Origin of the sequence: Ferrovibrio sp. (genome assembly GCF_036381655.1) — a bacterium.
Taxonomy (GTDB): Bacteria; Pseudomonadota; Alphaproteobacteria; order Ferrovibrionales; family Ferrovibrionaceae; genus Ferrovibrio.
In genome coordinates, this window is sequence record NZ_DASVCJ010000006.1 from 144,916 (window position 1) to 166,243 (window position 21,328).

Genomic DNA, 21,328 nt, shown 5'->3' on the forward strand with positions numbered 1-21,328 from the left:
GTAAGCTCTTGTTAACCATGCTCGCAGCTACCCGACAGGCTGACGGGCTTTCCCGATGCTGCATGGGTATGGATTCACATGGAAATTTAGAGCCGATGTTCTGACAAAATGGTGCGCAGACAGGCAACGGCCGCTTCCCAGTCGCCAGCCCGTTCCTGGCGCAGGATACGGACGGACGGATACCAGCGGCCTGCCTCCCCTCCCGCCGGCCAATACCACAGCCGACCGCGACCAAGTGGCAGAAGCAGCTGGCATGGGACGCCCAGTGCTCCGGCAACATGAACAGTGGTGTTGCTCACCGAGACGACGCCATCCAATGCCGAGATCTGGGCTGCCAAAGCATCGATGTCCTGGAATGCATCGATCGTTTCATCCTGATGGATATCAATCCCCCGTTCGCGCAAAAGCGTTATTTCAGCAGCCGTGTCCCCATACTGCAAACTGATCCAGAAGACATCGGGTTGTCGCAGAGCCGGCAGCAATTGCTCCAACGGAATGCTCTTATCCTGGCCGATGCTGCTGTTGCCGCTTCGCCACGAGACCCCCAGCAGGCGTTTTCCCTCGCCAGCGATCTGCTGGTAGCGCTGGCGCAAATATCGGCTTCGCCCGGTATCTGCAACGAGGTAGGTACCTTTGTCGACGAAGTCGGCTTCCTCGCGCCGCAGCCAACGCCCTAGGCTGGCGAACGGACATTGCCGGACCGCATCGGTCTGCTCGCCCCGCGCAATGACCCTGACCCGGACATCGGCGAACGAGCGCTCGAACAACCCGACCAGCCGTTTGTCGACGGCGATGCACAAATCAGCACGGCTGAACTGCCGGGCGTCCCGTAGCATGGTTCCATAGAGGATTTGGTCACCGATGCCCTGCTCGCCCCACAGCAGAAGCCGAGCTCCATCGAGCGGCTCGCCATTCCAGCGCGGCAAACCGCAGCCCCAATCCCGCTCATGGTATGTTTCGCTGCGCCAGCGCCATTCGTATTCCGCCCAGCCTTCTCGGAAATCCCCCCCGGCCAGCAGGAAAACGCCGTGATTCATATGCGCTGTCGCCCAGTCCGGCGCTTGTGCAAGCAGGCACTTGAACGCTTCGCCAGCCGCAACGGAATCTGCGCAATCCTCCCACAACAGCATCGCCAGATTGTTTCTGGCCTGCACGTGATTCGGCGCCAGGCTGACAGCACGTTCGAGATGCTCCCGGGCTGCCGGCACGTCACCGCGCCGCCGCAAAAGATTGCCGAGATTATAGTGGCCCTCGACATAATCCGGATCGAGCGTCACGGCATGCCGATAGGCTTCCTCCGCCTCTGCGGCCCGATTGGCGGCCAGCAGGGCTGTTCCGAGATTGCCATGGAACATCGCCTGATCCGGCGATTGCACGATGGCTTTCTGAATGAGTGCAACTGCCGCCTCATGGCGTCCCATCTGATCCTGCAGCACGCCGAGGAGGTGCAGGGCATCGGGTTGCAGCGGGTTGCGAGCAAGCACCGCCTCGTATCCCGCCTGCGCCTCTGCCAGGCGCCCACTCTGATGATGGGCGACCGCCTGCCGCAACAATGCCGACAAGCTTACCGTCATACTTCCGCATCCCGTCGAAAATGCTCCAGGTCGGCGACGGCAGCCTCGATCGGTTGCTGCCAAGCGTCGCCGGCACCACGCGGCTGCCGAAACAACCGGACATTGGGGTACCACGGGCTGTCCGTACGATCGTACAGCCAATACCAGATGCGGCCGAAACCGCCCGGCACCATCACCCAGCAATGGCACCCCGTGGCGGCGGCCAGATGAATGCCGCTGTTGCTGCTGCCGATCATCAGATCAAGCGCGGCAGCCTGAGCGGTAAAACCATCCAAATCTTTCATGGCGTCAATGCTGTCGTCATGAAGGATTTCGACACCCAATTCTTCCCGAACCTGCCGCCGTTCGTCGGCGGTGTCGCCATACTGCATATCGACGAACAGAACGTCCTGTTGCAGCAGGAGTGGGGCCCAATCCATCAGGGAGGTGCTTTTGTAGGCACCGTACGAGGGATTCCGGCTGCGCCAGGTCAAACCGATCACCAGTCGCTTGCCATAACTGCGATACCGCTGCCGCAGCGCGGCCACCCGGACCGGATCGGGCCGCAAGTAGGCCTGAGGCGGTGGAAAATCGGCGAGCGTCGGCCGTAGCCAGGTGCCAAGATCGCCTAAGCCGATCTGCACATCGTTCTGTTTTGCCCAAAGTTCCAGTTCCGCATCCTTGGCTGGCTCGACATGCATTCCCGGGAATGATCGCGCGAACAAAGCCACGAGCCGAGGATCACAAAGGAAAGTGAAGTTCGCTCCCTTTGCCCGCAAATCCGGCAGCATCGAAGCATACAGAACCTGATCGCCGACGCCCTGCTCTCCCCAAACCAGCAACCGTTGCTCTGGCCGGACGATGCCATCCCAGCGCGGCAGCAGCTTTTCGAAGACTTGCCCGCGTGGATCAGGACTGTTCGCCTGCATGCGTGAGCGATAAAGCGGCCAGCCTTCGGCAAGCCGTCCCAGCGACAGAAGAATAAGGCCACGTTTGAAGGTGATATCGGCAATCCGCATCGGGGTGCGGCGGTTTGTTGCCCGCAGAGCTGCTTCATAATCAGCCAGCGCACCGGCCAGATCGCCGAGATGCTCGCGAATGGCACCGCGTTGAGCCAGTGCCACACAATCATCGGGGGCAAGGCGAATGGCCCGTTCGCAGCAATCCAGAGCTTGTTCGGAACGACCAGTGAATATCAATGCCATCGAGCAATTGATCAGCACTTCAAACTGCTCACCACCGATAGAAAGTGCCTGCTCGAGATAAGGCAAAGCGGCGCGATGCCTCTGCTGTTTGAGCAGAACCGCTCCCATGGCGGCCAACGCATTCACCCGATTCGGTTTTTTGTCCAGTACAATAGACAATTCGGCTTCCGCCTCGCGATAAGCACGCTCGTGGCCGGTCTTGATCAGACTGATTGCGTAATTCTCGCGGTAACGCATCTCCGATGGCGCGAGGGCGATCGCCTTGCGGTGCTGCAGAAGCGCATCGTCGATCCTGTCGGTCGCCCGCAAGGCCATTGCCGCCAAATCGCGGGCCTCCGCTGCCCTGGGATCGGCGTGAATGATCGCTGCAAGGTGCTTGATCGCTTCGTCGTAGCGATGCAGTTCGAGTAAAATACCGCTGACCGCCAGCTTGGCCCCGGTATGTCCAGGCGAAGCCCGCAATGCCCGCCCATAAAGGTCCAGCGCTTCATCCCGCAAGCCACGCTGGCGCTGTAGGTTGGCGAGATTGAACAAAGCATCTGCATAGTCCGGGTCAAATACGATAGCCCGCCGGTAGGCCGCCTCTGCATCCCCCTCGTCCCCCACCGCCAGTAGAGCATTGCCAAGGCTGTTGTGAAATATGGCCGATCGCGGCGAGCGCTCGATCGCCTGCCGGATCAAGTCGACAGCCTGCTGATGATGCCCTTCCTGATCCGCGATGACGCCAAGCAGGTGCAACGCATCGGGCTGCTTTGGATCGAGGCGCAAGGCGGCGGAATAGCATTCCTGCGCCCGTTGGACCTGCCCGGCCTGATGGGCCTGCACGCCCTCGGTCAGCCATTGCGAGAGGGTTTTTGGCTGCGGCGCCGTCATTGACCGTCTAATTCTTTGTTAACCCGCTCGATCACCGGCGCCCAGTCCCCCAGCACGGTTTGGCGGAACAGCCGCACCGACCCATACCATGGCGTCCGCTCGCCCTGGCGCGGCCAATACCACAATCGCCCGCGCCCCGACGACAGCAGCACCCAGCAGGGCACGCCAAGCGCGCCGGCGAAATGAACCGTGGAATTGCTGGTGCTGATCACGCCGTCCAGAGCCGCAATCTGCGCCGCCAGGCCGTCCAGATCATGCGTGGCGTCCACCTCCGGATCCTGGTGCACGCTGATGCCATGGCGGCGGGCAAAATCGTCGATCTCCGCCGCTACATCGCCGTATTGCAGGGAAACCCAGGTGATGCCGGGCCGCCGCAGGATCGGCAGCAACTGCTCGAGAGTGAGGCTTTTGTATTCGCCGATATGCCAATTCACGCTGCGCCACGACAGCCCCATGATCCGCGCCCCGGCGCCCGCCAAGCCGGCATACCGGCGCCGCATGGCCGCGCTGCGCTCGGCATCCGCCTTCAGATAGCGGCCGGCCCCGCAATCTTCGGGCCGCTGGCGCAGCCAATGGCCCAGGCTGCCCAAGGGGCATTGAACATCCGCCTGTGCCGGGGCGCCGCGTTCGATCACCGTGACATTGCCGGCCGCCAGCGAACGGGCAAAGAGTGGCGCCAGCCGTTTCTCCACCGCGATCGAAACGGCCCCGCCGGCCCGGCGGATCGCATCCGGCAGCATGGTGCCGTACAGGATGTGATCGCCGATGCCCTGTTCCCCCCAGAGCAACAGCCGCCGCCCCTGCAGCGGCGATCCGTCCCAGCGCGGCAATCCCTGCGACCAGTCCCGCTCGTCGAAGCGGTCGAACTGCCAGCGCTGCTCGTATTCCTTCCAGCCTTTGGCATATTCCCCGATCGAAAGCAGGAACAGCCCGTAATCCATATGGCCTTCGGCATAGTCCGGCGCTATCTCGAACAGCCTTTCGAAAGCCGCTCGCGCCGGTTCGATCTCGCCGGCAAGGCTCAGCGCATAAGCCAGATTCTTCTGGGCCTTGGCAAAGCGCGGCTGCAGGGCGAGAGCGCGACGGAAATGCTCCGCCGCCGCGTCGAAGCGCTCGTCATCCAGAAGATCGGTGCCCAACCCATTCAACGCCGCCAGGTCGTTTGGATCCAAGGCCGAGGCCATACGGAAGCTTTCGGCGGCAGCGGCACGCTGTCCCATCCGCTTGCGCACGATGCCCAGCAGGCTATGGGCGAAAGCGTTCTTGCCGTCCAGCGAGAGGGATTGCGCAAAATCGCCGGCCGCCGCTTCCAGTTGCCCCTGGTCCAGGCGGCACCGCCCCCTCTCCATCCATAACGCGGCATCCTTCGGAGTCTTCCGGAGGGCTTCGTCGGCGATCTTTTCGGCGACGTCCGCACGCTGCGCTTCGCGATAGCTGGCGGCCAGCAGCTGCGCATAGCCAGTGTTCCCCGGTTCCTGGCCCAGCAGCCGGGAAAAGAACTCCGCCGCCTGCAATGACTGGCCTTCGCTGCGCGCGATCTGGCCGAGCCGGAACAGCGCTCCCATATTCTGCGGATCGAGCTGCAGGACGAGCTGGCAGGCGCGGCGTGCATCCTCGGCATGCCCCATCGCATGCAGCTTTTTCGCCGTCGCCAGGGTGCGGCTGATTTTCTCGGCTATCCTTTCGGGCAACATGTTAATCTGCATTAAGTCATCAGCGTTAACGGACTCGTAATCCCGTACCGCAATGCAAGATCCGCCATCGACAGGCCATTCCCGTTCATTTCTGGCCAAATACCTCGCGCCCTTCCGCCTGGGAAGGCCGATGGCGCCGGAGCAGCTTGCCACCCCGGCCGATTTCACGCATGCCCTCTATCAGGATTTTGTCGGTTACCTGATCTCGCTTGGGCTGCAGAATGCGGGCGGATTGCTGCTGCTGCCTGTTGTCACCGCCTATCTGCAGCCGGCCGATCTCGGCCTGTTCAGCCTGATCGAGACCGCCCAGGTGCAGGGCGTTACCTTCGGGCTGCTCGGCTTGAAATTCGCCTACCTTTATTACTATGCGCATGTGCCGCCCGAACAGCGGCCGGTCCTGCTGGGGGCGACATTGCTGCTCTGCGGCTTGGCCGGGGCCGCCGCGGGCGGATTGCTCTGGGCCGGCTTTTCCAGCGCAAGCCTGATGTCGCTGTTCGACAGCGCCATCCTGCCTCATGCCTGGCTGCTGGTGCCCCTGCTGGCTTCCGGCGTCCTGCAGACGATCCTGCTCACCGAATTGCGGGCGGCGCGCCGCGTGTGGCTGGCCGGCGTCATCGGTCTGTCCCAATTGACGCTCGTCCTGCTTCTCAGCCTGGCCGCCGTCGCCATTTACGATCTCGGCCTGCCCGGATTGCTCGCCGCGCAGGCCCTGGCGCAGTTCTTTTCCTGCGGCCTTGCCCTTGCACTGGTAGCCGGCCGCTTCAGACTGGGACTGCCGCCCGAATTGTCGTGGAAGCTTCTGCGCTATGGCATGCCGATGATGCTCGGGCTGATGCTGCGATACAGCCTGGATTCGTTATGCCGTTTCTTTCTCGCGGCCCTGGTTTCGATCGAGGCTGCCGGCCAGTTCATGATCGCGGCCAAAGTCACGTCGCTGTTCGATGCGGTCCTGGCCCTGCCCTTCTTCATGGCCTGGGGCGGACTGGTGCATCATGCCCTGCGCCAGCCTATGGCATCGGCCATCATCGGGCGCGTCAGCAGCATCGCGCTGACGGCCGGCGCCCCGCTGGTTTTCCTGCTGTTGCTTGCCCGCGGGCCGTTATTCGCCTTGCTCGCCCATGATGCCATGCCGCAGCTTGCCGGTGTCTACGCCTTGCTGCTGCTGAACCGGGCCGTGCAACTCGCCAAATCGCCATTGACGGCCGGCATATTGCAGACCGGCCGGACCGGCTGGTCGGTGCGCAACAATTTGTTCGCCCTCGCTATCTTCCTGGCGGCCTGCTACCCGGCAGCCGAGATGGCCGGCATGGCGGGCATCGCCGCCGTTCTGCTGGCGGCAAATTTCATCGCCGCGGCAAGCCTCACGGTTGCCGCGCAGCGTCTTTGCGCGCAACGTATCGAACCGGCGGCAATCGGCCTGGCCGCTTTTGCCGCCATTGCAGGACTGGCCTTCGTGTTTGTCGGCCCCGTCTCGCCACCGATATGGGTCCTTGCATTCGTCATCGCCGGCGCCTGCCTGATGGCCGTGTTCCGTCAAGCCCGCGTCACAGACCGGATATAGCCTGGCACCATGACAGTTCGGAACCTGGACAAACTTTTCGCGCCGCGCTCGGTCGCCGTCATCGGCGCCTCGGAGCGCCCGGCGCGCGTCGGCACCGTGGTGCTGCGCAATGTGATGCAAGGCGGCTTCCGCGGCGACATATGGCCGGTCAACCCCAAATACCGGAAGCTGGAAGGCGTGACCTGCTATCCCTCGGTCCGCGCGCTGCCGCGGGCTCCGGACCTTGCCGTCATCTGCACTCCTCCGCCGACCGTGCCGGACCTGATCGCCGCGCTGGGTGAAGCCGGCTGCCGGGCTGCCGTCGTCCTGACGGCCGGCCTTGCCCGGGAAAGACTGCCAGATGGCCGCACATTGCAGCAGGCATCGCTGGATGCCGCGAAGCCACATCTGTTGCGCATCCTCGGGCCCAATTGCGTTGGCCTGCTGGTGCCCGGCCTGCAACTCAATGCAAGCTTCGCCCATGCCAACGCCCTGCCGGGACAGCTTGCCTTCATCAGCCAATCCGGCGCGCTGTGCACCATCGTGCTCGACTGGGCAAACCAGCGCCGCATCGGCTTCAGTCATTTCGTGTCCTTGGGCGATTCAGCCGATGTCGATTTCGGCGATACGCTGGACTACCTCGCCGCCGACCCGCAGACGCGGGCGATCCTGCTGTACATCGAATCCGTCACGCATGCGCGCAAGTTCATGTCGGCCGCGCGCGCGGCAGCCCGCACCAAACCCATCGTCGCGGTGAAATCGGGGCGCAATGCCCGCGCCGCCAAGGCGGCCGCGTCCCATACCGGCGCGCTGGCCGGCGGCGACGACATCTATTCAGCGGCACTCCGCCGTGCCGGCATCCTGCGCGTCGACGGCGTCGAGGAGTTGTTCGATGCCGTCGAAACCCTCGCACGCAGCCGCAAACTGCCCGGTGAACGGCTGGCCATCATCACCAACGGCGGTGGGCCTGGCGTGATGGCGGTCGACAAACTGGTCGAGTATGGCGGCGTCCTGGCAGACCTGGCGCCCGAGACGATGGCCGAACTCGATCGGCTGCTGTCGCCCACCTGGTCGCATGGCAACCCGGTGGACATCATAGGCAATGCCCCGAGCGAACGTTATGCTGCTGCGCTGCAGGCGGTTCTGAAAGATCCAGGCGTGGATGCCATCCTCGTGATGCATGCGCCGACCGCAATCGTCCCGTCGATCGAGCCGGCGCGGGCGGTGATCGAAGCGGTTCGCGGCACCGCCAAGAACATCCTTACCTGCTGGTCCGGCGGCGAAGCGGTCATGCAGGCCCGCCAGGCCTTTGCCGATGCGGGCCTGGTGTCGCTGGAAACGCCGGACGCTGCGATGCGCGCCTTCACCCATATGGTCGAGTACCGGCGCAACATGAAGAACCTCATGGAGACGCCGGACGAATTGCCGAGCGACCTGCAGCCGGATCAGGCAACCGTACGCGAAATCATTGAAACGGCAATGCGGGAAAACCGCTCTATGCTGAACGAGATCGAGGCGAAACGCATTCTGGCGGCCTACGGCATCCCGGCGGTTCCGACCGAGGCTGCGTCCAGCCCGGAAACCGCGGTCACTGCCGCAAGCCTCTTCGGCTTTCCCGTCGCCCTGAAGATTTTATCGCCCGATATCACCCATAAATCGGATATCGGCGGCGTCGCGCTCAATCTGCGCAGCGAAGCCGAACTGCAGACGGCAGCCGAGGCGATGCTGCAACGGGTGAAGCGGCGCCGGCCGGAAGCCCGGATCGACGGCTTCACGGTGCAGCCGATGATCCGCCGCCCGAGGGCGCATGAACTGATCGTCGGCGCGCTGACCGATCCGATCTTCGGTCCGGCCATCATGTTCGGTCAGGGCGGGGTCGGGGTCGAGGTGATCGGCGATCGGGCGGTCGCGCTGCCGCCGCTCAACCTCCATCTCGCCAACGACCTGATCGACCGCACCAAAGTCAGCAGGTTGCTGTCCGGTTATCGCGACTTTCCGCCGGTCGACCGCAAGGCGCTGGCGACGGTGCTGGTCCGGGTGGCGCAGTTGATCGCCGACCATGCCGAGATCTGCGAACTCGACATCAACCCGCTTTACGCCGATGATCAGGGGCTTGTCGCGCTCGATGCCCGCATCATTCTCAGACCGAGCGCGCAGGTCGGACACGACCGCCTCGCCATCCGCCCCTATCCCAAGACCCTGGAGGAAACCGTCACCCTGAGAAGCGGCGAAACCGTGCTGCTGCGCCCGATCCGGCCGGAGGACGAGCCGACGCATCAGGAATTCGTCCGCCGGGTCTCGGCCGAGGATTTCCGCTTGCGCTTCTTCTCGCCGATGCGCAGTCTGCCGCATACGGAAATGGCTCGCTTCACGCAGATCGACTATGAGCGGGAAATGGCCCTCATCGCCACCCGAACCGGTCCGGATGGGCATCCCGAAACCCTGGGCGTCGTCCGCGCCATCACCGATCCGGACAATCAGCGCGCCGAGTTCGCGGTCCTGGTGCGGACCGATTTCAAAGGGCACGGTCTGGGCGATGTGCTGATGCGCAAGATCATCGATTATTGCCGCCAGCGCGGCACCAGGGAAATCGTCGGCGATATCCTGCGCGAAAACCAGGCCATGCGCACCCTGGCGACGGAACTGGGGTTCAAGGTGATCCCCGGCGCCGCGACCGGCAGCGACGTGATCGAGGTCCGCCTACCGCTGCAGGAATGATCTCCGGCCGGTGCTGCCGTGTCGGGGTTGCCCCCGGCTATCCCCCTCTCTATCTTAAGGGCCGAAGGAAGGGCAATTTTGCCCGTATTTCTGCCAATGCTTGACCCGTTCAACCGGACAATTTCCTATCTGCGCGTATCGGTGACCGATCGTTGCGACTTCCGCTGCGTCTACTGCATGGCCGAGGACATGACGTTCCTGCCCAAGGCCGAGGTGCTCAGCCTGGAGGAACTGGACCGGCTCTGCTCGACTTTCGTCCGGCTGGGCGTGCGCAAGTTGCGGCTGACCGGCGGCGAGCCGTTGGTCCGCCGCGGCATCATGACCTTGATCGACAGTCTCGGCCGCCACCTGAAAACCGGCGCGCTGGACGAACTGACCCTGACGACCAACGGCAGCCAGCTCGAGAAATACGCCGAGCAACTGGTCGCTGCCGGGGTGCGCCGGATCAATGTGTCGCTGGACACGCTGCAGCCGGAAAAATTCGCTGAGATCACCCGTTGGGGCAAACTCGAAAAGGTGGTGGCGGGGCTGCAGGCGGCGAAAGCCGCCGGCTTGCAGGTCAAGATCAACGCCGTTGCGCTCCGCGGCGTCAATGACGACGAATTTGACGAGCTGATCGCCTGGTGCGGGCAGGAAGGTTTCGACCTGGTCTTCATCGAAGTCATGCCGATGGGCGAAATCGGCGCCGATGCCCGGCTGGATCAGTATCTTCCCCTGTCGATGGTCCGCGCCCAGGTCCAGCGGCGCTGGACCCTGGACGAAACCGACTACCGGACCGGTGGCCCGGCACGGTATTATGTCGTCCGCGAGACCGGCCGCCGGCTCGGTTTCATCACGCCGCTGACCCATAATTTCTGTGAAAGCTGCAATCGGGTGCGGCTGACCTGCACCGGCACGCTTTACATGTGCCTGGGCCAGAACGATGCCGCCGATCTGCGCACGCCGCTGCGTCAGTCGGAAAGCGACGCCCCGCTGGAGGCCGCCATCCTGGAGGCCATCGCACGCAAGCCGAAAGGCCATGACTTCGTCATCGACCGGCGCCATTCCACTTCGGTATCGCGCCATATGAGCGTCACCGGCGGCTGAGCCCGCTCTGCGGTGCGGCGGGGCTGGCTGTGGCCGGCCCGACGCCGTTATACTGCCGACCCGGTGCAGCGACATCCATCCAACACGCGGACCAGCATGAGCGGACTGAACAAGATCGCCTTTGTGGCGGCCCAGGGCGAAGCGGCTGAAAGCGCCTGCAACCGTCTGATAGCCCGCTACGGCAATGTCGCCCCCGAAGAAGCGGAGGTCATAGTCGCCCTGGGCGGCGACGGCTTCATGCTGCAGAGCCTGCACCGCTACATGACCCTGAACAAGCCGATCTATGGCATGAATCAGGGCACGGTCGGCTTTCTGATGAACGAGTATGACGAGGATGAACTGCCGGCGCGTCTTGCCAGTGCGAATGCCGCAGTGCTGCACCCCTTGCGCATGCGGGCGGTCAAGGAAGGCGGCGTCGAGCAGGAGGCCCTGGCGATCAACGAGGTTTCGCTGCTGCGCCAGACGCGGCAGATCGCCAAGCTCCGCATTTCCATCGACGGCCGCGTCCGGGTGGACGAATTGGCGGGCGACGGGGTCCTGATTGCCACCCCGGCCGGCAGCACCGCCTACAACCTTTCAGCCCACGGCCCGATCCTGCCGCTCACCGCGGGGGTTCTGGCCCTGACGCCGATCAGCGCCTTCCGCCCCCGCCGTTGGCGCGGCGCCCTCCTGTCGCGGACCGCCACGGTCAGGTTCGAGGTGCTCGACTACTTCAAGCGCCCGGTTTCGGCGACGGCCGATTTCAACGAAGTGCGCGATGTCGTCGAGGTCATCGTCAAGGAAGCGCCCGAGATCAGCCTCCGCCTCCTGTTCGATGCCGGTCACGACTTGGAAGAGCGCATCCTCAACGAACAGTTCATCTCGTGAAAAAGAAGAACGCCGCGGAGCGATCCGCGGCGTTCTCCCTTGAAGCGAGGTTGCGATCAGTCGCGCGAAACACCGTTGGCCAAGGTGTACTGGTCGGCGCGCGCCTTGTACGTCAGGCCCTTGCGGGTGGCCCACGGCGTGACCTCGATATGGATCGGGATCAGAGCCTGGTCATCCATCGCGATCTTCGAGGCTTCCTGCAGCAGCTTCTCGCGCTTGTCGCTGTCGACGGTCCGGAGCGCCTCTTCCAGAACGGCATCCAGCTTCGGATTGGAGTAACGGGCCTTATTGGTGGTGCCGTACCCCTTTTCCTTGTTCGGCGTGGCGACGAGAGCGCGCAGCGGATCCGACATCTCGCCGGTGCCGGCACCCCAACCGGCCAGATAGGCCGAATATTTGTGATCGTCGCGGTTCTTGAAGAACACGGTCTTGGTTACGGCCTCGACCTTGGTCTTCACGCCGATCCGGGTCCACTGCGACGCGACCGCCTGCGCCACTTCGGCATCGTTGATATAGCGGTCGTTCGGCGTGCCGAGGGTGATCGAGAATCCTTTGGGATAGCCGGCTTCAGCCAGAAGCTTCTTGGCCTTTTCCGGATCATACGGGTCCGGCTTGGCATCCTTGCGCGTGCCGAACATCGGATACGGCAGGAAATCGCCGGTCGGCTGGCCCAGCCCTTCCATGATGCGGCTGTCGATCGCCTCGCGGTTGATCGCCAGCGACAGGGCCTTACGCACGCGCACATCCTTCAGCGGATTTTTGCCGTTCGCATCCGGAATGCCGATCGTGGTCGGCGTGCTGTAGCTGTCGAGATGGATGTAGATCAGGCGATTCGACACCGCCTGGCTGATCTTCACGTTGGGATTGCTGCGCAGCTTCTTGAGATCGGCCGGCGGCGGGTTCTCGATCATGTCGACATCACCTGCCAGCAGCGCCGCAACGCGCGCCGCGTCATTCGACATCGGGCGATAGATCACCTTGTCCCATTTCGGCTTGCCACCCCAGTAATCCTTGTTGGCTTCCAAAACGAGGCGGTTGCCGCGCACCCACTCGACATATTTGTAGGGGCCGGTGCCGATCAGGCCCTTGCCGTTGTTGAGATCTTCGGTGGTGATCCCCTCCGGCACGTCGGGCTTGGCCGCTTTCGCCGACATGATTGCCACGCGGCTCAGGTCGGTGGGAAGCAGCGGCGTCGGCGCCCGGGTAATGAAGTGGACGGTATAGTCGTCGATCACCTTCGTCTCGACGATCGAGCGCGTGAAGATCGTCATCGACGATGGGCTGTTCGGCACCTTGGCGGGGCGATTGATGGAAAACACCACATCTTTCGCGGTGAACGGCGAGCCGTCATGAAACTTGACGCCCTGGCGCAGCTTGAACTCCCAGGTAGTGTCGTTCAGCGGCTTCCAGCTTACGGCCAGGCCGGGGGTCAGCTTCTGATTCTCGTCCTGCAGAACCAGCGCATCGAAGATCGTATAGGCGATCTGATTGTTGGGCCCCAGATTGTGGTAGTGCGGATCGAGCGAGCTCGGCTCGGCCGACAGGCCGATCTTGAGTTCGTCGGCTTTGGCGGGCATTACCGCCGCTACCGCCATGCCCCCGGCCAGAATGGCCGCCATGGCTAGCGTCTTCCATCGCATCATCATTACTGTTCTCTCCCCTCTGCGGCGCCGTTGCGCCGAGCTGAACGCAAAGATTGCCGATTAATGTCAGCGCTGACAAGAATTTACTACAGCGCGAGCAGGCCGGCGAAGACAATCAGGACGCCGCCGGCAATGCGGTTGATCCAGACGATCCCGGCATCATTGATGCTGTGCCGCACAATGGAGAGGAAACCGCTCAGAAAAGCCCACCATAGCAACGAGCCGATAAATACCCCCGCCACGGCCGCAATTCGCGCTGTCGGTGAAACCACTTCCGCCAGCCCCATGGTGGCAAACAGCGCCGCGAAGGAAAGAATCGTCGTCGGATTGCTGATCGTAAGGGCAAAAGTCCCGATCAATAGGCGCAATGAATGTTTGGCCGGCGCTATCGCTGCGGCCCGTTTGGCGTGAGGGCGCAATATGGTCCGCAGGCCGAGCCAGGCGACCACGGCTGCGCCGCCCCAGCGCAACCAGCCGTCGGCGGATTCCAATGCACTGCCGAAGGCGGCGAAGCCGGCCGCGGCAAGCCCCGCGTAAACCGCATCCGCAGCGGCGGTCCCGATGCCGCCGCTGAAACCGGCCCAGAAGCCGCTGGACAGGCTGCGCTGAATGCAGAGCACGCCGATCGGCCCGACCGGGGCGGCCACCGCCAGGCCCAGGAGTACGCCGCGCAGGAAAAGCTCGGGCGTGCCGATCATTCGGAAGCCGCCGGCAGGGGCAGCGCCGCCGCCTCCTTGGCCGAGGACAGGGCGATGACGGTTTGGGTACGCGGGATACCGGGCAATGCCTTTATGCGCTGCGCCAGCAGGCGCTCCAGGGCTGCCATGTCGGCAACGCGGACTTTCAGCAGATAGGACCAGTCGCCGGTAACGTGGTGGCATTCCTGGATGGCCGCTTCCTGCCGCACCAGTTCCAGGAAGGCGGGCTCGTGCTCCGGCCGTTCGACCATGACATGGACGAAGGCCAGAATCCTGCAGCCGACGGCATTCGGATCGATCCGCGCGGCCCAGCCGGCGATCACCCCCTGCCGCTCCAGCTTTTTCAGCCGTTCGTTGACCGCCGAGACCGAAAGGCCCGCCGCATTGCCGATCTCGGCATAGGAGCTGCGGCCGAATTCCTGAATATGAGCAATGATTTTCCTGTCAAACTCGTCCATTCCGGGATTTTATCCGGAATAAGCGATATTTGACAGTCGATTTTACGCCGCCACCCCGGTTCCGATCGGGCAGGACACCCCCGTTCCGCCCAACCCGCAATAGCCATTGGGATTTTTGGCCAGATACTGCTGGTGATAATCCTCTGCGTAATAAAATTCGGGGGCATCGAGGATTTCCGTGGTGATCCTCCCCCGGCCTGCCGCGGTCAGGGCTTTCTGGTAGGCGTCCAGCGACGCTTCCGCCTGCCGGCGCTGTTCGGGCGTATAGACATAGATGCCCGAGCGGTATTGGGTGCCGACATCGTTGCCCTGCCGCATCCCCTGCGTCGGATCGTGGCTCTCCCAGAAAATCTTGAGAAGGTCGGCGTAGCTGATCCTGGCCGGATCGAAGACGACGCGGACCGTTTCATTATGGCCCGTCATGCCGCTGCATACCTCTTCATAGGTCGGGTTCGGCGTATACCCCACGGCGTAGCCGGCCGCCGTACTGAAGACACCGGGGGCCTGCCAGAATTTACGCTCCGCACCCCAGAAACAGCCAAGGCCGAAAAGCGCCAGCTCCATACCTGCCGGGAATGGCGGCCTGAGGGGATTGCCATTGACGAAATGCCGGGCTGGCACCGGCATCGGCGTCTGCCGTCCCGGCAAAGCCTGCTCAGGGGACGGCATTTGCAACTTCTCGCGCGGCACTGTGAACCACATGGCAATCTCCTATCGCTGTCCGTTATAGGTTGTGCCGGTCTGCGCTGGGGTCAAGACAGCTCTGCGTGATCGACCGTTTCCCGGCGCCCGGAAGCCGGGTAGTGTGCGGCAGCAATAGAAAAAAAGCAGACCATGAGTCCCGCCCGCCTCGCCGCCTTCCCTGGGGCCTTCTATGCCAGACTTTTCGGTAATGCCACGCCGCGCGGCGTGACATCGATGATTCTGGGCATGGCCGCCTTCGTCACCAACGATACCTTCACCAAACTGGCCAGCGCGACGATGCCGACCGGCCAGTTGATCGTCATCCGCAACATCACCGCGACCATCCTGATCCTGGCGTTGATCTGCCTGACCGGCCATGCCGGCCAGATCCGGCATGCCACCAACCGTGCCGTGATTACGCGCAGCGCGATCGACGTAATCGCGACGCTGCTTTATCTGCTGGCGCTCTTCCACATGCAGATCGGCAATGTCACCGCCATCAACATGGCCACACCGCTGGCCATGACCGCGGCGGCAGCGGCCTTCCTGCGCGCTCCCGTCGGCTGGCGCCGCTGGTCCGCCGTCGTCGTCGGTTTCATCGGCGTGCTCCTGATCGTTCAGCCCCGGGCCGAAGGTTTCAACTTCCATTCCTTGTCCGCCATCGCCGCCGTTGTCTTCATCGTCGCGCGCGACCTGACGACGCGCAGCATCAGCGCCGCCGTTCCTTCGCTGATGGTCACGCTGACCAATGCCATCTTCGTATTGATCGGCGCCCTGGCATTGTCGCTGGTAGAGGGCTGGGTCGCGATCGGCTGGAAGGAATGCGCCCTGCTGTTCGCATCCGGGATATTCCTGATCTGCGGCTATCTGCTGATCGTCGATGCCTTCCGGCATGGCGACCTCGCCACCGTCAACCCGTTCCGCTACACCGGACTGATCTGGGCCTTGACGTTCGGCTTCATAGTTTGGGGGGATGTTCCCAACAGGCTGGCGCAGATCGGCATCGTCATTGTCGTCGCCAGCGGCCTGTACGTTCTGCATCGCGAGCGGCTGCGCAGCCGTGAAGAGGCCGTCAGGAAACAGCCTAGCGCGTGAATTCCTCGGTGATTACGTCGACGGCACCGATATGCCGCGCCATTTCCTGTTCGGCCAGGGCCGCATCGCCGCGCAGGATGGCCCGCACCACCGCTTCATGCTCGGCAAAGGATTGCGCCAGCCGTCCGACCAGGCGGAACTGGGCGCGGCGAAACGGCGCCAGGCGGTGACGGACCGCCGTCGTATTCTCCACCAGGGCCGAATTATGCGTCCCCTCGTAGATGCAGTTATGGAACGCCAGATTGATGGTGGAATAGGCGTCGATCTCGCCGGCGCGCACGAGCTGGCGCGACTGCTCGTGCAGATCCTCCAACTTCTTGCGCTCCGCTGCCGTCATGCGTTGCGCGGCATAGCGGGCGCAGATCGCCTCGAGTTCCCGCATGACCTCGAACAGGTCATGCATATGCTGTCGGCTGGGGATGGCCACGACGGCACCGCGGTGGGGCCGGATTTCCAGCAGGCCGGTTTCGACCAGCGCCTTCAGCGCTTCACGGACCGGGGTGCGGGAGACGCCGAAGCGGTCGGCGAGATCCTGCTCCTCCAGGCGGGCGCCCGGCGGCAACTGGCCGGACAGAATCTCGTCGGCGAGTCGCTGGCGCAGCGTCTCGGCACGGGTGCGCTTGCCCGTGTTCTGCGTCCCCAGTTCTGGCCGGACCTCGTTCATGCGGCCTCCCGACAAATCCGGGACTTAATGTACCAACAGGCGCTTCATCTCGCCACCGGTCCGCTCAAGGCCTTCCCAAGCGGCCCCGGTATCGTCAGCATGGCCGCATGAGCGAGCCCCGTCTTCGAGCCAAGCTTTTGGTTCAGGCCATCCTGCGCCGGTACGATCAGGAGACGATCCCGGTCTATATCCGCCGGCAAGGCGATCCGGACGCGGGGGCTATTCTGTTGAAGATTGCACTCAGCCGGGACGAGGCAATCCTGCTGACCCAGGCGCGGGATGCCGAAGGCCGCGCCGCCTGGATGCGTGTCGGCGGTCAGGATCGGCTGGAGGATAGCGCCGCCGAGGGGCTGATCGAAAAGGCGATCCGTCGTGATCCGGACCTGTTTGTCATCGAAGTCGAAGATCCCAGGGGGCGAATCCTGGTCGAAGGTGCGATGCTTTAAGCGCTTTGCGCGTCATCATGAGCTTGCCGATGCGCCGATGGCGCGCCGAAAGCCGCAGCCGTGGCAATGCCAGGAATAACAGAGACCGGGATACCGGCAGATTGCAGAATTGCAATCTCCGCGCCGGCGCGGCCGGAGATCACCGGATCGCCCGCGATGAGCCGCACCACGCGTTTGCCCTGCCTTGCCAGCTGGACCATCAGACCGTCGATACCGTCCCGCCGGCAGCCTGACCGGCCGACGCGCCTGCCGACCAGAAGGCGCTTCGCTTCGCGACGCGCCAGTTCCAGGACATCGTTTGACACCAGGTCATCGAATAGAATGACGTCCGCCGATTGCAGCGCCCGCACTGCCTTCAGGGTCAACAGATCCGCCTCGCCCGGACCGGCGCCGACCAGGATGACGCTGCCGCCTGTCTCATGTCGTGATCGTAACGCTATCGGCAGCAGCGATTCCGGTGCCAGCGGCGGCCGGCATGTGAAGGCGAGATCGGCGAACCGCTCCCAGAAGGCACGCCTGCCTGCCGGACTCGGCAGCAAAGTTCCCAGACGCCGGCGCAGAGATCGCGCAAGCCGCGCCCACTCGGCCAGGCCGGGCGGCAAGACGGTCTCGATGCGGCGGCGGATCGCCTGCGCCAGGACCGGCGCAGCGCCGTCTGTGGAGATGCCGACCACGACGGGAGAGCGATTGACGATTGCACCGAACTGCACGTCGCAGAATGCCGGCTTGTCGATCACCGAGCAGATCGCGCCTTCGTCATGGGCTGCCGCCCGGAACCGCCGCGCCTCATCCGGATCATCCGTATCCAGCACCGCGATCGCCGCATCGCACAGATCGCCCGCTTGCCAATGGCGGTCGATCAGATGCAGCGAGCCGCCCCTGGGTTCACCTGCCAGCAGCGCCTGCATCTCGGCCCCGACGTGATCGGCATAGATAACAACCCTGGCACCGGCCGCCGACAGCAGCTCCGCTTTCCAGGCGGCGGCGGCCGAGCCGCCGGCAACGATGGCCCGGCGATCGTGCAAATCCACGAATAGCGGGAGTTTGGCCAACCTGCCGATCCGCGGCGGCGGCACTTCAGCCGGCTTTCTGGATACCTGTTGCATCGATCAATCTCTGAATCTCGCCACGGCAGGAGCCGCAATTGGTGCCTGCCTGCGTGGCCGCGCCGATCGCCTCGACGGTGCGGCAACCGCCCGCGGACGCGGCCTGCACGATCTGGTTGACGCCGACATCGAAACAGGCGCAGACGATGGCGCCGCGCTCGGCCTTGCCCGCACCGGCCCGGCCGGCCAGCAGTCGCAGGCGATCCGCAGGGGCGGAAAAATCCGCTTCAAGCTGCTCGGCAAGCCATGGGCGTGAAACCGCAACCGGATCGGGTGCGACGAACAACGCTCCGATCAGGCGACGACCGGCAAAAGCGGCGAAACGACGCGAGCCGGCTGCAGTGTCGTGATAGGCGAGCAGGCCGACATCCGTCCCGAACAATCGTCTGGCCCAGTCGCTCCAACCCGAAGGCGCCTCGGTCCCCGCCAATTCGATCCGCCAGCCGCCTCTCGCCCTGGCCAGCGCCCAGTAACCGGCGTCGATCCGCTCCGGCCGGTTGAGAAGTGCCGCGAAGCCGTACCAGCTTGCAGCATAGGGGCGGATTTTGACCGGGGTGAATTTCAGTTCCGGTTGACCGGAAGCCGGATCGGCATGCGGCGCCACCAGGGTGTCGACGCGCCCCTGGGCTGCAAACTGATCGGTCCAATGCAGCGGAACGAATACTGTTCCCTTCTGCTGGTCGTCGGTCAGCGAAGCGCGGACGATGACGTGCCCGCGCGCGCTCGACACCTCGACCAGCGCGGCGGCCGCGATGCCATGCGCTGCGGCATCGTCGGGGTGGATTGCGGCAAAAGGCTCGGCGATATGGCCCATCAGCCGCGGCGACTTCGCCGTGCGGGTCATCGTGTGCCATTGATCGCGGATGCGGCCGGTGTTCAAGACCAAGGGAAAGGCCTCATCAACCGATGATGCCGGCTGGCGGAATGGCGTCGGCACGAAGGCCGCGCGGCGATCCGGCGTGAAAAACCGCCCATCGGCAAACAGCCGATTGTCGCCTGAAGCTTCGGCCTCCCCGGACCGCAGCGGCCATTGGAACGGCTGGAGAGCGTCGTAGTCGCCCCGCGCGAGGCCTTCCAGGGCCGCAATGTCGAAGTCGCGCCGCCCGGCATTCTCGACACCGGACAGCGCGGCATATTCCGCGAAGATATCGGCGGCAGTTTCATAGGCGAAAGCGCTGGGCCATCCCATGCGGCGGCCAATCTGGGCGAAGATCCACCAATCGGGCCTGGCTTCGCCGGGCAATGGCAGAAACGGTCGCTGGCGCGAGATGCGGCGCTCGGAATTGGTCGCCGTTCCGTCCTTCTCGCCCCAGGCCGCGGCCGGCAGCAACACATGGGCATGCATCGCCGTATCGGTCTGGCGGGCGACTTCGGACACGACGACGAATGGACAGGCGGCAAGAGCGGCCTTGACCAGATCGGCATCGGGCATGCTGTCGGCCGGATTGGTGCCGGCGATCCAGATCGCTTTCACGCGGCCATCATGCACGGCCTTGAACAGATCCACGGCCTTCAAACCGGACCGGTCCGCCATCGACGGCGCGCGCCAGAATGACCGCACGATCCGGCGATGCTCCGGATCGTCGAGTTCCATATGGCAGGCAAGCTGATTGGCCAGCCCGCCGACTTCGCGGCCGCCCATCGCATTCGGCTGGCCGGTGAGCGAGAACGGGCCCATGCCGGGCCGGCCGATCCGCCCCGTGACCAGATGGCAATTGATGATGCTGTTGACCTTGTCAGTGCCGCAGCTCGACTGGTTCACGCCCTGCGAATACGCCGTGACCACGCGCTCGGTGCCGGCGAAGAGCTGGTAAAAGGCCCGCAATTGAGCCTCCGGAAGACCGGTCGCGTCGGCAACAGTCTCCAGCGATTGTCCGGCCGCCTGCAGTGCCTCCGCCAACCCGCGCGTGTGGCTGCCGACGAAAGCCGCATTCTTCGCCCCGGCCGTATCGAGATGGGCCAGCAGGCCGTTGAACAGGGCCACATCCGAGCCCGGCTTGAGCGGCAGGTGCAGATCGGCGAATTGCGCCGTCATGGTGCGGCGCGGATCGATTACAACGATGCGCATGTCCGGCCGCAGCGCTTTCGCAGCCGAAAGCCGCTGGAACAGCACCGGATGGCACCAGGCCAGGTTGGAGCCGACCAGTACCACCAGATCGGCAAGTTCCAGATCGCGATAGCAGCCCGGCACGGTATCCGAACCGAAGGCCCGCTTGTGACCGGCCACCGAGGAAGCCATGCAGAGCCGCGAATTGGTGTCGATATTCGCTGCGCCGATGAAACCCTTCATCAGCTTGTTGGCAACGTAATAATCCTCGGTCAGGAACTGGCCGGAGACATAGAAGGCCACCGCCTCCGGCCCATGCCGGGCGATCGTGGCTTTGAACGTGTCGGCGACGAGATCGAGCGCCGCATCCCAGTCCGCGCGCCTGCCGTGCACGATCGGATGCAGCAGCCGGTCCTCCAGACCGATCGTCTCCGCCAAAGCCAGGCCTTTGGAGCAAAGCCTGCCGTGATTGGCAGGATGATCCGGGTCGCCTTCGATCGTGACATTGCCGGCATGGTCGGCCTTGGCCAGCAGGCCGCAACCCACCCCGCAGTAGGGACAGGTGGTCTTTGTTACGCCGGCCGGCCCGGACACCGTTTTCACGCCGCGCGCATGGCCAATGCGGGCCAGGACAGCAGTACGCGGCCGTCTTCCGTCACCTTGACGCCGATGGTTCCGGTACAGCCTTCGTCCGCTCCCTGCGCTTCGCCGGATGCAAGGCTGATTACCCAGTTGTGCAACGGACAGGTCACGCTGTCGCCCTGCACGATGCCCTGCGACAGCGGACCGCCGCGATGCGGGCAATGATCGTCCAATGCAAAGACCTTGTCGTCGCCCGTGCGGAACACGGCGACATCGCCGCGAGGCGTCTTCACCACCCGGGCGCCGCGGGGCGGGATGTCGCCCAGATGGCCGATTTCGATCCAATCCGTTGCGTTCATGGCCATCGCG

Annotated in this window: 17 protein-coding genes; 6 read left to right on the plus strand and 11 right to left on the minus strand. The window is 64.0% G+C overall.

Annotated elements, in window-relative coordinates; genetic code table 11:
• Positions 1 to 86: 86 nt before the first annotated feature.
• Genes VF194_RS01070 through VF194_RS01080 form a run of 3 tightly spaced genes read right to left on the minus strand, consistent with a single transcriptional unit; the run spans position 87 to position 5,325 of the window.
• Positions 87 to 1,574: a tetratricopeptide repeat protein gene (locus VF194_RS01070; protein ID WP_330887153.1), complete on the minus strand. Its 1,488-nt coding sequence runs from the start codon at positions 1,572 to 1,574 to the stop codon at positions 87 to 89.
• Positions 1,571 to 3,631, minus strand: coding sequence for a tetratricopeptide repeat protein (locus VF194_RS01075; RefSeq protein WP_330887155.1), 2,061 nt, complete (start codon positions 3,629 to 3,631; stop codon positions 1,571 to 1,573). The genes VF194_RS01070 and VF194_RS01075 overlap by 4 nt, the downstream gene beginning before the upstream one ends.
• Positions 3,628 to 5,325 (minus strand): tetratricopeptide repeat protein, encoded by a 1,698-nt coding sequence (locus VF194_RS01080; protein ID WP_330887157.1) that lies wholly within the window; start codon positions 5,323 to 5,325, stop codon positions 3,628 to 3,630. Before VF194_RS01080 ends, VF194_RS01075 begins: the two co-directional genes overlap by 4 nt.
• 130 nt (positions 5,326 to 5,455) lie before the next feature.
• On the opposite strand from VF194_RS01080, the gene VF194_RS01085 reads away from it, so the two are divergent.
• The 4 genes from VF194_RS01085 (at position 5,456) to VF194_RS01100 (ending at position 11,536) form a co-directional block, all read left to right on the plus strand.
• Positions 5,456 to 6,886, plus strand: coding sequence for a hypothetical protein (locus VF194_RS01085; protein ID WP_330887159.1), 1,431 nt, complete (start codon positions 5,456 to 5,458; stop codon positions 6,884 to 6,886).
• 9 nt (positions 6,887 to 6,895) lie between these two features.
• On the plus strand, positions 6,896 to 9,583 hold the full coding sequence (locus tag VF194_RS01090) for a bifunctional acetate--CoA ligase family protein/GNAT family N-acetyltransferase (RefSeq protein ID WP_330887161.1): 2,688 nt from the start codon (positions 6,896 to 6,898) through the stop codon (positions 9,581 to 9,583).
• A 96-nt stretch (positions 9,584 to 9,679) separates the two neighbouring features.
• Positions 9,680 to 10,669, plus strand: a complete 990-nt coding sequence (gene moaA / locus VF194_RS01095; RefSeq protein WP_330887163.1) for a GTP 3',8-cyclase MoaA — start codon at positions 9,680 to 9,682, stop codon at positions 10,667 to 10,669.
• Between the two features lie 96 nt (positions 10,670 to 10,765).
• Positions 10,766 to 11,536, plus strand: a complete 771-nt coding sequence (locus tag VF194_RS01100) for an NAD kinase (protein ID WP_330887165.1) — start codon at positions 10,766 to 10,768, stop codon at positions 11,534 to 11,536.
• Positions 11,537 to 11,592: 56 nt separating this feature from the next.
• Here VF194_RS01100 and VF194_RS01105 read toward each other — a convergent pair whose 3' ends face one another.
• The 4 genes from VF194_RS01105 to msrA all read right to left on the minus strand — a co-directional run bounded on the left by VF194_RS01105 (position 11,593) and on the right by msrA (position 15,037).
• A complete protein-coding gene (locus tag VF194_RS01105; RefSeq protein WP_330887167.1) occupies positions 11,593 to 13,182 on the minus strand; it encodes an ABC transporter substrate-binding protein in 1,590 nt (529 codons plus the stop codon).
• Positions 13,183 to 13,265: 83 nt separating this feature from the next.
• On the minus strand, positions 13,266 to 13,877 hold the full coding sequence (locus VF194_RS01110; RefSeq protein WP_330887169.1) for a LysE family translocator: 612 nt from the start codon (positions 13,875 to 13,877) through the stop codon (positions 13,266 to 13,268).
• Positions 13,874 to 14,335: an Lrp/AsnC family transcriptional regulator gene (locus VF194_RS01115; RefSeq protein WP_330887171.1), complete on the minus strand. Its 462-nt coding sequence runs from the start codon at positions 14,333 to 14,335 to the stop codon at positions 13,874 to 13,876. The genes VF194_RS01110 and VF194_RS01115 overlap by 4 nt, the downstream gene beginning before the upstream one ends.
• Positions 14,336 to 14,377: 42 nt before the next feature.
• On the minus strand, positions 14,378 to 15,037 hold the full coding sequence (gene msrA / locus VF194_RS01120) for a peptide-methionine (S)-S-oxide reductase MsrA (RefSeq protein ID WP_330887173.1): 660 nt from the start codon (positions 15,035 to 15,037) through the stop codon (positions 14,378 to 14,380).
• 132 nt (positions 15,038 to 15,169) lie between these two features.
• Here msrA and VF194_RS01125 point away from each other — a divergent pair, with 132 nt between their 5' ends.
• Positions 15,170 to 16,114, plus strand: coding sequence for a DMT family transporter (locus VF194_RS01125; protein ID WP_330887175.1), 945 nt, complete (start codon positions 15,170 to 15,172; stop codon positions 16,112 to 16,114).
• Here the strand turns inward: VF194_RS01125 and VF194_RS01130 are convergent.
• Positions 16,104 to 16,778, minus strand: a complete 675-nt coding sequence (locus tag VF194_RS01130; protein ID WP_330887177.1) for a GntR family transcriptional regulator — start codon at positions 16,776 to 16,778, stop codon at positions 16,104 to 16,106. The genes VF194_RS01125 and VF194_RS01130 overlap by 11 nt on opposite strands.
• 107 nt (positions 16,779 to 16,885) lie before the next feature.
• Between VF194_RS01130 and VF194_RS01135 the strand changes: the two genes are divergently transcribed.
• Positions 16,886 to 17,224: a DUF1491 family protein gene (locus tag VF194_RS01135; RefSeq protein ID WP_330887179.1), complete on the plus strand. Its 339-nt coding sequence runs from the start codon at positions 16,886 to 16,888 to the stop codon at positions 17,222 to 17,224.
• On the opposite strand, the gene VF194_RS01140 is transcribed toward VF194_RS01135, so the two are convergent.
• The 3 genes from VF194_RS01140 to nirD are packed head-to-tail and all read right to left on the minus strand — an operon-like array spanning position 17,221 to position 21,318.
• Positions 17,221 to 18,276 carry an SAM-dependent methyltransferase gene (locus VF194_RS01140; protein WP_330887181.1) on the minus strand — a complete coding sequence of 352 codons (1,056 nt, stop codon included), beginning with the start codon at positions 18,274 to 18,276 and terminating at the stop codon, positions 17,221 to 17,223. The genes VF194_RS01135 and VF194_RS01140 overlap by 4 nt on opposite strands.
• Positions 18,277 to 18,301: 25 nt before the next feature.
• Positions 18,302 to 20,980 (minus strand): molybdopterin-dependent oxidoreductase, encoded by a 2,679-nt coding sequence (locus tag VF194_RS01145; protein ID WP_330887183.1) that lies wholly within the window; start codon positions 20,978 to 20,980, stop codon positions 18,302 to 18,304.
• Positions 20,977 to 21,318, minus strand: coding sequence for a nitrite reductase small subunit NirD (nirD, locus tag VF194_RS01150; RefSeq protein WP_414656062.1), 342 nt, complete (start codon positions 21,316 to 21,318; stop codon positions 20,977 to 20,979). Before nirD ends, VF194_RS01145 begins: the two co-directional genes overlap by 4 nt.
• Positions 21,319 to 21,328 lie beyond the last annotated feature (10 nt).